Genomic DNA, 12277 nt, shown 5'->3' on the forward strand with positions numbered 1-12277 from the left:
CCTTATTTGCGAGAGACCCCCATGAACCGCACTGTTCTTGAATCCAAGTCCCAGACTGTCACCATCGGCTTTGATCAGCCGTTCTGCGTGATCGGCGAGCGGATCAACCCGACGGGCCGCAAGAAACTGGCGGCCGAGCTTGAGGCGGGAGATTTCTCCACCGTGGAGAAGGATGCGCTGGAACAGGTCGCCTGCGGTGCCATGGTCCTCGATGTGAACGCGGGGGTTGTCTACAACTCCAACCCGAACCCGAACGAGACCGAACCGCCGCTGATGCGCAAGATGATCGATCTCGTGCAGAGCCTCGTGGAGGTGCCGCTCGTGATCGACAGTTCCGTGCCCGGTGCGCTTGAGGCCGGACTGGAGGTGGCCCATGGTCGCCCGCTGGTGAATTCCGTGACCGGCGAGGAAGACCGGCTGGAGGCCATCCTGCCCTTGGTCAAGAAGTACAACGTGCCGGTTGTCGCGATCTCCAACGACGATACGGGCATCTCCGAGGACCCGGACGTCCGCTTTGCCGTGGCCAAGAAGATCGTGGAGCATGCCGCCGATTACGGCATTCCCGCCAGTGACATCGTCGTCGATCCCCTTGTCATGCCGATCGGTGCCATGGCCACCGCCGGGCAACAGGTGTTCACCCTCGTGCGCCGATTGCGCGACGAGCTTGGGGTGAACACGACCTGTGGGGCGTCCAATGTCAGCTTCGGCCTGCCGAACCGGCATGGGCTGGGCGCGGCCTTTTTGCCGATGGCGATCACGGCTGGCATGACAAGCGCCATCATGAACCCGATCCGCCCGCAGGAGATGGAGGCCATCCGCGCCGCCAACCTGTTGATGAACAACGACGCCAACGGCACTGAATGGATCAAGTTCGCCCGCGTGATGGAGGCGCACAAGGCCGGAACCCCGTTTGGCGAGGCGTCGCAGGCGGTGGCCAGTGCGGGCGGCGGGCGCGGCGGACGGCGGCGTCGACGCGGGTGATCAGCCCTGGCCCGCCAGCGCCTCACGCGCGGCGATCTGTTTCTTGCGATAGGCGCTGGGGCTCAGCCCCGTTTCCCGGCGGAATGCTGTCGCGAAGGCGCTTTGGTTCGCGTAGCCCAGCCGATACGCGGTCTGGCTGACGGGCATGTCGCTTTCGGTCAACTCCCGCATTGCCAGCCGCAGCCGCACATGGCTCAGGATCTCCTTGAAACTTGTTTGAGCTTCCTGCAAACGGCGCGATAGGCTGCGCGTCGACAACCCCATTTCCTGCGCGATTTCGCCAAGGCTGGGCAACCGGTCAGGAAAACACCCCTCCACCAGAAGCTCTACCGTTTCCTCAATGGTCCGGGCCGGCATCTGCATGGCGTCCAGCGCGCGATCCCCTTCGGCCATCAGAAAGGCGCGCAGCAGATCATCCCGCGAAATCATCGGCGCATCGAGCGTCGCATGGCCGATCAGCATCTCGATCCGGGTGGCCGAAAACTCGATATCGCAGCCTATACGCGCCCGCACTTTCGGGTTGGGTGCGGTGCGCGCGTGGGTGAAAGACAACCCGTCGGGATAGAACGCGCGCCCGGTAAAATTCCGGATCTGCGTGGTCACTGCGCCGTAGATCATCTCGAAATACCGGGAAAAGGCACGCAGTTTGGGGTCGGTTATGTCAAGCGTCAGTGCGGCGATGTTGCCGGTTTCACGCAGGGAAAACTCAAGCCCCGGCCGCACGGTGCTGGTGTAGCGCCGGGCGGCGAGGATACCTTCGCGAAGCGTCGGGGAGTGGCGCGCGATATATCCGGGCAGGTTGCTTGGGTGATTGTGGGACAGACCCGCATCAAAGCCGAAGTCGATGTCGCCCGTCGCCTCGCAGGCGCGCTGCACGAAGGCCGCTTCATCATGCACCGAAATGCGTGTTTCCGGCGCGGCGCTGGCAAGGTCCGGCAGGTCAAGCCCGTCCGAAAGAGCGTCGATGGAAACCTGCGGAAAAGAGTGGCGCAAGCGCTGCGCCAAATCACTGACAAGTAAAACAGTTGGACCGATACTGGACATGGCGCCGACCGTAGAAGCGCCCCGGTGGCGGAACAAGTGTGGAAATGCATCGGGCTGTCACGTTCGAGGACCTTGGGCAGGTCGGCAGAACCGTGCTTGCCGAGCACGCAGGCCCTTTCCAAATGCAAAACAATTGTGAAAACTGTTGCTGATTGAAGCAGTTCGCGCAAGAAAGCGTACCTAAGCTTGGTTGATCCGGGCCGAACATGGTCCTTGGCACGCGTTACCGATATGTTTACCGAGTGCTGTTTATGAGTGGTTGGCCAGAATACAGGAGCCATCAATGAGTGTAAGATCCGTGATTGCGGCCGCAATCCTGACGCTGCTGGTCGGCTGTGCGTCCTGGCAGACCGCATATGATGCCCCGGTTTCGTCGGATGTATCCAAGAACTGGAGACTGAACTCCGTCTCCGTTGATGTTCCGCTGACACTCTCCGTTGGCGAAGCGAACGTCTATGCCCCCTCAACCGATATTGTCTGGCAGGAAGAGTTGCTTCCAACGGGCACAACCCGCCATGCGCAAGTCGATGCGATCATGACCGACGCGGTCCGGCGCGGGGCCTCGGCACTTCCGGGCTCGCGACCGGTCGATATTCAGGTGGTTGTGTCCCGCTTCCATGCGCTGTCCGACTACGCCCGTGTGCGCCTGTCACAAGAAGGCGTGCACAACATCAACTTCACGCTCCAGGTGACAGACGCCGGAACCGGCGCTGTGCTTGTCCCGGCAACGCCGATCCAGTCGGATCTGGTGGCCTTCACCGGGCAGGACTCTATCGATGCTCTTGCCGCCGGACAGACGCAAAAGGTCCGCATCACGCAGCATGTTGCCGAAACTGTCGCGGGTTTTCTGGGCGTGGGGCCGGACAATCGCGCGGAATTCACGCGCCTGGGGCGCTGAGCAGCGCCCGACGACGGCTGAGCCAAATTCATAATCTACGTGACGAAAAAGGCGACCGGTCGGTCGCCTTTTTGCTGTGGTCCGCTGCCGGCGGCATTATCTATGGCAGGCAGAGTGACTGGAAAGCTGATCCTGATGACGCGCGAAACCGACCCCCTTGTTATTTTCACCCCCTCGGGAAAACGGGGGCGGTTTGCCCTCGGAACGCCTGTCCTTACCGCAGCGCGCCAGTTGGGGGTTGACCTGGATTCGGTCTGCGGCGGCCGCGGCATCTGCTCTCGCTGTCAGATCACCCCCTCCTTCGGCGCGTTCCCGAAACATGGTGTTGATGTCTTGGAGACCGCCCTTTCGGACTGGAATGCGGTCGAGGAACGGTACAAGTCCAAACGCGGGTTGATCGACGGGCGGCGCCTCGGGTGCCAGGCCACGGTTCAGGGCGATGTCGTGATCGACGTTCCGCCCGAAAGCCAGGTGCACAAGCAGGTCGTGCGCAAACGCGCCGAAGCACGCGAGATCGTCGTCGATCCCGCGACGAGATTGTACCTTGTGCGCGTCGAAGAACCGGACATGCATCACCCATTGGGCGACAAGGAACGGCTCTTTCAAGCTCTTGAAGATCAGTGGGGCCTGGCCGACATCACATTGGCGCGCGCGTTGCTGCCGCAGCTGCAAAGCGTCCTGAGACGGGGCAAGTGGGAGGTGACGCTGGCCGTCCACCACCGCGACACCGCAGCGCCCGGACAAATCATCGGGGTCTGGCCGGGGTTTTTCGAGGGGCCTATCTACGGCCTCGCGGTGGATTTGGGCTCCACCACCATTGCCGGGCACCTTTGCGATCTCGCCACGGGCAATGTGATTGCAGCCACCGGCGTGATGAACCCGCAGATCCGCTTCGGAGAGGACCTGATGTCCCGCGTGTCCTACGCAATGATGAATGAGGGCGGTGCGGACGAAATGACCACCGAGGTTCGAGCCGCACTCAACCGGCTGGTCGAGGAGGCCGCGCAGGAGGCCGAGATCGACCCGGCCCACATCCTGGAGGCGACGTTTGTCTGCAATCCGGTGATGCACCACCTGCTGCTGGGGCTCGATCCGACGGAGTTGGGTCAGGCTCCCTTTGCCCTCGCCGCGTCGGACGCGATGGACATGCCTGCGGCAGAGCTTGACCTCACGGTGCTGCCCGCCACGGCGCAGGCCTATATCCTGCCCTGCATCGCCGGGCATGTGGGCGCAGACGCCGCTGCGGTTGCCTTGTCAGAGGCACCTGAGCAGTCAGAGGAACTGACCCTGATCGTTGATGTCGGCACCAACGCGGAAATCCTTCTGGGCAACCGCGACCGTGTGCTCGCATGTTCCTCCCCCACCGGCCCGGCGTTCGAGGGCGCGCAGATCAGCGCCGGCCAACGCGCCGCGCCCGGCGCGATCGAGCGTGTGCGGATCGATCCCGTCACCAAGGAACCCCGGTTCCGGATTATCGGGTCCGAGCTGTGGTCAGACGACCCCGGTTTTTATCTGGCGGCAGCTGACCTTGGCATCACCGGCATCTGTGGATCAGGCATTATCGAGGCGGTCGCAGAGATGCGCATGGCCGGGCTGGTTGATCCGTCGGGCCTGATCGGGGGACCGGAGCAGACCGGCACCGCCCGCAGCATTCCCGAAGGCCGCACATATGCATATGTGCTCCATGACGGTCGTGCGGAAAACGGCCCCTTGATCGCGGTGACACAGGGCGATATCCGCGCGATCCAGCTTGCGAAGTCTGCCCTCTACGCGGGGGCACGCCTGCTGATGGACGAGTTGGGCGTGGATCGGGTGGACCGCGTTACGCTGGCCGGGGCCTTCGGCGCTCATATCTCGCCGCTGCACGCGATGGTTCTGGGCATGATCCCCGACGCGCCACTCGACAAGGTTGTGTCGGCCGGCAATGCCGCGGGAACGGGGGCGCGCATGGCCCTGTGCTCCGTCGCGGCCCGCCGCAGCGTCGAGGCAACGGTGCGGCAGATCACAAAGGTTGAAACCGCAATCGAACCAAGGTTCCAGGAGCATTTTGTCGCCGCAAATGCCATTCCGCATGCCTCCGCCGTGGCGCCGAATTTGGCCGCCGCAGTCACGTTGCCGGCGGTTTCATTCAACACCGGGCAATCGGGCAGCGAGGCAGGCAGTCGGCGCAGACGGCGGCGTGCCTGAAAATGAAGAAGGGCAATTGACCTTGAACGGTAGCTTGGATACATCCGCCCGACGGTGCGGGTATGGTGAAAAGGTATCACGCGAGCTTCCCAAGCTTAAGTTACGGGTTCGATTCCCGTTACCCGCTCCAGTTTCATGACCGATCCAACAGACATACCGCCGCTTGCCCCCCTCAGCCCGGATGAGTTGCGCGCCCTGGGCGTGCCGGAGCCGTGGAATTTCGGGATGCGCGACCGGGTTCGGTTTCATGAGATTGACGCCCTGAACCACGTCAACAACGCCGTCTGCTTCAGCTGGTTCGAAAACCTGCGCGTGCATTATCTGCGCGAATACGACCTGTATCAGTACGCGCCTGGGGAGCCGATGCTGGTCATGCGGGCGGTCGGCGCCAGCTATCACGCACCGCTCTTTCTCGGACAGGATTACGTACTGACCGCCCGGACACGCGAGTTCGGGCGCACCTCGTTCACGATGGACTATGCGGTCTTTGCGGATGGGCGCTGCGCGATCGAGGGGCACGCGGTTATCGTCCTGCTCGAACAGGATGGCAAAACAGGGTTTGCGCTGACCGAGCCAATGCGCGAGATCATGCGCAGCCGGGATGGCGCAATGCCGCGACAGACCTGACCGACACGCAGCGCGCGCCTAGTCTGTTCGCGCCTGCTGTACGTAGTGCACGAGTTGCCTCGTTGAGGGATCCTTGGCGTCGGCCGCAACCTCTCCGGCCAGAACCGGACCGAGGGCTGTTGCAAGTTCCTTGCCCAATTCCACACCCCACTGATCGAAGCTGTTGATGCCCAGTATGACACCTTCGACGAAAACCCGGTGTTCATAGAGTGCGATAATCCTGCCGAGCATCTCGGGTGTGAGCATCGGATACGCCAGTGTTGTCGACGGGCGGTTACCTTCGAAGACCCGATGCCGGGCCTGCCGTTCAAGCTCCGCACCCGTGAGCCCGGCCTCCGCCATCATTGCCCGCGCGACCTCCAGCGACCGGCCCTGCAAGAGCGCTTCGGACTGCGCAAGGCAGTTGGCGACCAGCAAGGCGTGCTGGTGGGCAAGCTGCGGCTCGTGCCCTTTCGCGGCCACGAGGAACTCGCACGGGACAACCTGCCGCCCCTGATGGATCAACTGATAGAACGCATGTTGTCCATTCGTACCCGGCTCGCCCCAGACGACGGGTCCCGCGGATTGCGGAAGATGCGTGCCGTCCATCGCGACGGATTTCCCGTTACTCTCCATCTCGAGTTGCTGGAGATAGGCTGGCAACCGCGCCAGCCGCTGGTCATAGGGCAGCACGGCACGGGTGGCATAGCCACAAACCTGATGGTGCCAAATGCCGACAAGCGCGAGAAGAACCGGCATATTCTGATCGAGCGGCGCAGTCTTAAAATGAAGGTCCATCGCAGCGCCACCGGCCAGAAACGCACGGAAATCCGACGGACCGATGGCAAGCATCAGGCTCAGTCCGATCGGCCCCCACATGGAATACCGGCCACCAACCCAATCGGCGAAACCAAACACCCGGTCTGCCGGAATCCCGAACGCAGCGGTACGCTCTGCCGAAGTCGACACAGCCGCGAACTGGGACGCGATGCTCCCCCCGCCCGCCTCCATCCAGGTCTTGGCGGTCTGGGCATTCGTCATCGTCTCGATCGTGGTAAAGGTCTTTGACGCAACGATCACCAGCGTGCGGGTGGGGTCGCAGGCAGACAGCGCCTGCGCGATCTGTGCGCCATCGATATTGGACACGAAATGCACGCGCGGACCATCGGCAAAGGGGTGGAGTGCAAGCGTCGCCATGGCCGGGCCAAGGTCGGATCCGCCGATGCCGATATTGATCACGTCCGTGATCGACCCGCCTGCCCCGCGCGCCTGGCCGCTGCGCACCGCATCGGCAAACGTGCTCATCCGCGCAAGGGTTCCGCGCACCTCGGACATCACGTCGACGCCGTCCACTGTCACGCTGCTGTCGAGGTTGCGCAAGGCGGTATGCAGCACCGCCCGGTCCTCGGTTTCATTGATGCGCACCCCGGCAAACATCGCATCGCGCCGGGCTTCGACCCCGGCGTCGCTGGCCAGATCGATCAACAGGTCGCGCGCCACCGTATCGATGGAGGTCTTGGAATAGTCGAACAGGATCCCGTCCCACCGCAGCGAAAACCCGGTCGCCCGGTTCGGGTCGCTCATCAGGTCCCTGATGCCCCGCGCCTGTGTTTGGGTGTGATGGCAGCGAAGCCTGTCCCAGTAACTCATCGCGTCTTGTCTCTTTCTGATCGAAATTGGCGGCTCAGGGCGCCCAATGCACAACGGCGTCGCCGAGAACCGCGGCAACCGGCGCCTCTGTCGGGGAAATCCTGCGCGCTTTTTCCAACGCGTCTCGCTTGGTGTCCCCCACGATCAGCAAATGCGCCTTGAGTGCGGCGCGCAAGACCCGCGCGGTCAGGGTGACCCGCGGTTCCGGCGCGCCCGGCGCGCGCATGGCAAGCAGCACCGGCGCTGAGGGGCTGAGCGCTTCAGCCAGTTGATCCGCACCGGGAAAGAGCGACGCCGTGTGCATGTCGGTGCCCATGCCCAAAAGCAAAACAGACAAGGGCAAGGCTGCCTCCACCCCAGTAGACAGGTCATCCAAAGCGTCTTCGGGGGTCGGCGCATCCGCATAAAGCGGCACGAGATGAGCCGCACGCGCGCGGCCTGTCAGCAATCTGCGCCGCAGAAGTGCGGTGTTCGAGCGTTCCGAGGTTTCCGGCACCCAGCGTTCATCGTTCAAAAGCACATCGATCCGATCCCAACTCAGGTCCACATCGCTCAGAATATCGAAGACCGGGCCCGGCGTGGTTCCCCCGGGCACGCACAGGCTCGCCCGGTCATGGGTGAGCAAGGTCTCTTTCAACTCCCCCGCAATCCTGTCGGCCAACTGAATGAACAACATCTCTCGGTCGGGGTATTCGCGCAGGTCCATGGATCAAGCCTCCAGATCACGCCAGCGGCGGCCATCCCGGTGCAGCAACATCAAGCTGTCTTCGGGCCCGTTCGTCCCCGGGTGGTACAGTTGCGGCACCTCGCGCCGTTTGTCCCATCCCGCGATCATCGGATCAGTCCACGCCCAGGCGGCCTCGACCTCGTCCCCCCGCATGAACAGTGTCTGGTTGCCCCGGATGACGTCCATGATCAGGCGTTCATACGCGTCCGGCATTTCCGTCCCCGTTTCCCCCAATGCCTCTGCAAACGACATGTCCAGAGGCACGTCGATCAAGCGCATACCGCCCGGACCCGGTTCCTTGATCGTCACCTGCAGCGTCATGCCCTCATCCGGTTGCAGACGGATTGTCAGAATGTTTGCGGACCGCCCCGCATCGGCCCCGAAAATCGAATGCGGCGGCTCCTTGAACACTACAACGATCTCGGACATGCGCGCCCTGAGCCTCTTGCCCGTGCGCAGGTAGAACGGGGTTCCGTTCCAGCGCCAGTTGGCAATGTGAGCCTTGAGCGCAATGAAACTCTCGGTCGAGGATTTGGCGTCGTTCACTTCCTCGGCATAGGACGGTCCGTCTTTGCCGGCCCGGTACTGGCCGCGCACAATATCCTCCGGCGCAACCGGTTCCAAGGCACGGATCACCTTGAGTTTTTCGTCACGCACCGCATCGGGGTCAAACTTGCTGGGGGGTTCCATCGCGATCAGGCACAAGAGCTGCATCAGGTGGTTCTGGACCATGTCCCGCATGGCACCGGACTTGTCGTAATACTCGCCTCGACCTCCGACCCCAACGGTTTCGGCAACCGTGATCTGAATGTGGTCGACGAACTGCGCATTCCACAGGGGCTCGAACAACAGGTTTCCGAAGCGCACGGCCATCAGGTTTTGCACAGTCTCCTTTCCCAGATAGTGATCGATCCGATAGATCTGATCCTCTGCGAAATACTGCGCGAGCCCCTTGTTCAGCACCCGCGCGCTTTCGAGGTCACGGCCAAAAGGTTTCTCGACCACCACCCGGCACTTGGGTGTCACGATCCCATGCGCGTGCAGACGCTCTGCAAGATCACCGAACAGACCGGGACCAACGGAAAAGTAGAAAGCGCGGACGCAATCGCCCTGCAAAGTCTTTTTCAGTTCCGCCCAACCACTCTTGCCCCGAGCATCGATAGAGACATAGCTCAGGTGCTTCAGGAACTCGGCAAGTTGCGCCTCGTGAGAAGCCGCAAGCGGCGAAAACTCGACAATCGCGTCCTTCGCAAAGGTCTGAAACCCCGCACTGTCCATATCGGTTCGCGCCGCCCCGACGATCTTTGCCGTATCTGGCACCTGACCGGCGAGAAACCTGCGAAACAGGCTGGGCAGGATCTTGCGGCGTGCAAGGTCGCCCGTGGCTCCGAAGACCACCAGTTCGAAAGGATCAACCGGGATGACGCGCGCTACCATGGGCCTGTCCGTTTTCAACTTTTGCGCCGACCCCGATAGGGATCGTTAGCGCTAACGTAGTTCGTCTATGCTGCAAAAATCATCCTGTAAAGTGCACTGTCACTTTAACCTGCATTCACAAGCCCGTCACCGGCAGAAGCGTGTCTTTTCAACCTCGCATCCGCAAGATAGGTCAGGAGGACGAACAGGAGAACACGATGAAAGACGTTGTCGCGCCCGGCAAATTCAAAGACCCGTACATTACCGCAAAAGGCGAGACCCGCGCATCGGTCGACCTGACAAAGCCTGAAACGCTCTGGTTCAATACCGGCACCTTGTGCAATATCACCTGCGCGAACTGCTATATCGAAAGTTCGCCGGAAAACGACCGGCTTGTCTATATCACGACAGACGAAGTCACCTCGTATCTCGACCAACTCGAACAGCGAAAATGGGGCGTGCGTGAAATCGGCTTCACGGGCGGCGAGCCGTTCATGAACCCCGACATGATCGATATGGCAGAGGCGTGCCTGGCGCGCGGGTACGAGGTGTTGATCCTGACAAACGCCATGCGCCCGATGATGCGCAAGCGCGTGCTTTCCGGTCTGCAGCGGCTTCAGGCGCGGTACGGCGACCGGTTGACCTTGCGCATTTCAGTCGACCACTGGTCGGCGGCGCATCACGACGCCGAGCGCGGCAAGGGCAGCTTTGCCCGTACGCTCGAAGGGATGGACTGGCTACGCGACGCGGGGGTGCGCATGGCCGTGGCGGGACGTACCGTCTGGGGCGAAACCGAGGCCGAAAGCCGTGCCGGATATGCCGCGCTTTACCACGATCGCGGCTATGCAATCGATGCGGAGAACCCGGGTGAGACCGTGCTCTTTCCCGAGATGGATGAAACCGCCGAAGTTCCCGAGATAACAAAAGAGTGCTGGGGCATTCTTCAGAAATCACCTGAAGATGTCATGTGCGCCTCGTCACGGATGGTTGTAAAACGCAAGGGGGCCGACAGACCCGCTGTTCTTGCGTGCACACTTCTGCCTTATGACCCGCAGTTCGAGTTGGGCGAAACGCTTGAAGAGGCAGAGCGTCCGGTGCAATTGAACCACCCCCATTGTGCCAAATTCTGTGTTCTTGGCGGCGCAAGCTGCTCCGCGTGAGCCGTCTTCAGGTCATCGCGCTCAGCAGTTCGAACATCAGCGACGCTCCAAGATAGGCCGTGCCGCCAGACGGGTCGAAGGGCGGCGACACCTCGACAAGGTCCGCGCCGACAATGGTTGCGCCGCGCAGGGCTCGCACGGCTTGCTGAGCCTGAAACGATGTCGGCCCGCCGATTTCGGGCGTTCCTGTTCCCGGTGCGTACGTCGGATCGACGAAATCAATGTCGAACGACACGTATGTGGGCGCGGTTCCGACAATCTCGCGCGCTTCGGCCATGACGGAAGGGATACCGCGATCAAACACCTCCTCAATACGGATGATCCGAATGCCCTGTTCCTTTGCAAATTCAATATCATCCGTGCCGTAGTTTGTGCCACGAATACCGATTTGCACCATCCGATTGGGGTCAAGCAAACCCTCCTCCACCGCGCGGCGAAACGGTGTGCCATGCGTGTAGAGTTGATCGCCGAAGTAGCTGTCGAACAGATCGGTATGGCTGTCGAAGACAACCAGCCCCAAGGGCCCAGAGCGCGCAAGCGACCGAACAACCGGCAGTGTCGACAGATGGTCGCCCCCGGCTGTCAGAGGGCGGATCTCCGACGCGACAACCGCATCATAAAAAGCCGTCACACGGGCGAGGGTGTCCTCGATCGAGGTGGGATTGGGACCGACATCGCCCAGATCGGCGCAGTTCACCGTGGCAAACGGGCTATGCCCTGTCACCGGATGTTGCGCCCGGATCATGGACGAGGCGTCCCGTATTTGTCGTGGCCCGTGCCGCGCACCGGGCCTGTTGGTTGTCCCGGCGTCCCACGGCAGCCCGATCAGGCCAATGTCGACCTGTGCAAACCGGTCGTGCCCGGGCGGGACATACGGCAGGCGCATGAAGGTTGGAACGCCTGCAAACCTGGGAAGTTCGAAGCCTGAGACGGGTTGGAAGAACGGGTCTTCAGGCCTCAAGCTCGGCATCCCAGTATAGGAAATCCATCCACGATTCGTGCAGGAAGTTTGGTGGGAACTTGCGCCCCATATTCTGCAAATACGGAGCGCTCGGGGCACCGGGACGCTTGCGCAGGGTCATACCCGACTGCGCGAGCATCTTGGACCCCTTCTTGAGGTTGCAGCGCGAACATGCGGCCACGACATTGTCCCAGCTTGTGATACCGCCGCGCGCCCGAGGGATGACGTGGTCAAAGGTCAAATCACCCTTGGCTCCGCAGTATTGGCAGCAAAACTCGTCCCGCAAAAATAAATTAAAGCGCGTGAAGGCCACGCGCTTTTGGGGTTTTACGAATTCTTTGAGCACGACGACCGAGGGGATCTTGATCTCGGTCGTGGGACTTCGGACAACCTCGTTATACTCGGCAACTATTGTCACGCGCTCAAGGAATGCCGCCTTGACCGCATCCTGCCATGGCCAGAGAGACAGCGGATAATAGCTCAAGGGGCGATAATCCGCGTTGAGAACAAGTGCCGGATGATGCCGCAGGTTCTGCGGTTCCCGCACGAAATTGGTCCTGAATTCGGCCGTCTTACTGTCGAGCATGGTGACTCCGTCTCCGCCTCGTCTGCCGGTCTGTGGCACCAAGGCGGGACGCCCCGCCCCG

The 12277-nt window shown here is 61.8% G+C and carries 11 protein-coding genes and 1 tRNA gene; 6 read left to right on the top strand and 6 right to left on the bottom strand.

Translation table 11 applies throughout. The features are described 5' to 3' along the window. The first annotated feature begins 21 nt into the window (after positions 1–21). The gene (locus tag ACP15N_RS01335; RefSeq protein WP_425090417.1) at positions 22–981 is read left to right on the top strand and encodes a methyltetrahydrofolate cobalamin methyltransferase; all 960 of its coding nucleotides are present in this window, start codon (positions 22–24) and stop codon (positions 979–981) included. On the opposite strand, the gene ACP15N_RS01340 is transcribed toward ACP15N_RS01335, so the two are convergent. Next, positions 982–2025 carry an AraC family transcriptional regulator ligand-binding domain-containing protein gene (locus ACP15N_RS01340; protein ID WP_425090418.1) on the bottom strand — a complete coding sequence of 348 codons (1044 nt, stop codon included), beginning with the start codon at positions 2023–2025 and terminating at the stop codon, positions 982–984. A gap of 283 nt (positions 2026–2308) precedes the next feature. On the opposite strand from ACP15N_RS01340, the gene ACP15N_RS01345 reads away from it, so the two are divergent. The 4 genes from ACP15N_RS01345 to ACP15N_RS01360 all read left to right on the top strand — a co-directional run bounded on the left by ACP15N_RS01345 (position 2309) and on the right by ACP15N_RS01360 (position 5737). Then, positions 2309–2923, top strand: a complete 615-nt coding sequence (locus ACP15N_RS01345) for a DUF6778 family protein (RefSeq protein WP_425090419.1) — start codon at positions 2309–2311, stop codon at positions 2921–2923. A 135-nt stretch (positions 2924–3058) separates the two neighbouring features. Continuing rightward, positions 3059–5110, top strand: coding sequence for an ASKHA domain-containing protein (locus tag ACP15N_RS01350; protein ID WP_425090420.1), 2052 nt, complete (start codon positions 3059–3061; stop codon positions 5108–5110). Positions 5111–5166: 56 nt separating this feature from the next. After that, a tRNA-Gly gene (locus ACP15N_RS01355) sits at positions 5167–5240 on the top strand. 5 nt (positions 5241–5245) lie between these two features. Then, a complete protein-coding gene (locus ACP15N_RS01360; RefSeq protein WP_425090421.1) occupies positions 5246–5737 on the top strand; it encodes an acyl-CoA thioesterase in 492 nt (163 codons plus the stop codon). Between the two features lie 18 nt (positions 5738–5755). Here ACP15N_RS01360 and pgi read toward each other — a convergent pair whose 3' ends face one another. Genes pgi through zwf form a run of 3 tightly spaced genes read right to left on the bottom strand, consistent with a single transcriptional unit; the run spans position 5756 to position 9530 of the window. Beyond that, positions 5756–7366, bottom strand: a complete 1611-nt coding sequence (pgi, locus tag ACP15N_RS01365; protein ID WP_425090422.1) for a glucose-6-phosphate isomerase — start codon at positions 7364–7366, stop codon at positions 5756–5758. A gap of 34 nt (positions 7367–7400) precedes the next feature. Continuing rightward, positions 7401–8072, bottom strand: coding sequence for a 6-phosphogluconolactonase (gene pgl, locus ACP15N_RS01370; RefSeq protein WP_425090423.1), 672 nt, complete (start codon positions 8070–8072; stop codon positions 7401–7403). A gap of 3 nt (positions 8073–8075) precedes the next feature. Next, positions 8076–9530 carry a glucose-6-phosphate dehydrogenase gene (gene zwf / locus ACP15N_RS01375; protein ID WP_425090424.1) on the bottom strand — a complete coding sequence of 485 codons (1455 nt, stop codon included), beginning with the start codon at positions 9528–9530 and terminating at the stop codon, positions 8076–8078. 197 nt (positions 9531–9727) lie between these two features. Here zwf and ACP15N_RS01380 point away from each other — a divergent pair, with 197 nt between their 5' ends. Continuing rightward, complete coding sequence (locus tag ACP15N_RS01380; RefSeq protein ID WP_425090425.1) at positions 9728–10669, top strand: radical SAM protein; 942 nt, start codon at positions 9728–9730, stop codon at positions 10667–10669. A 7-nt stretch (positions 10670–10676) separates the two neighbouring features. On the opposite strand, the gene speB is transcribed toward ACP15N_RS01380, so the two are convergent. Both speB and ACP15N_RS01390 read right to left on the bottom strand, forming a co-directional pair. Then, on the bottom strand, positions 10677–11639 hold the full coding sequence (gene speB / locus ACP15N_RS01385; RefSeq protein ID WP_425090426.1) for an agmatinase: 963 nt from the start codon (positions 11637–11639) through the stop codon (positions 10677–10679). Beyond that, positions 11620–12216: an HNH endonuclease gene (locus ACP15N_RS01390; RefSeq protein WP_425090427.1), complete on the bottom strand. Its 597-nt coding sequence runs from the start codon at positions 12214–12216 to the stop codon at positions 11620–11622. The genes speB and ACP15N_RS01390 overlap by 20 nt, the downstream gene beginning before the upstream one ends. Positions 12217–12277 lie beyond the last annotated feature (61 nt).

Source organism: Tropicimonas sp. S265A, assembly GCF_049800835.1.
In the GTDB taxonomy this organism is placed as follows: domain Bacteria; phylum Pseudomonadota; class Alphaproteobacteria; order Rhodobacterales; family Rhodobacteraceae; genus Dinoroseobacter.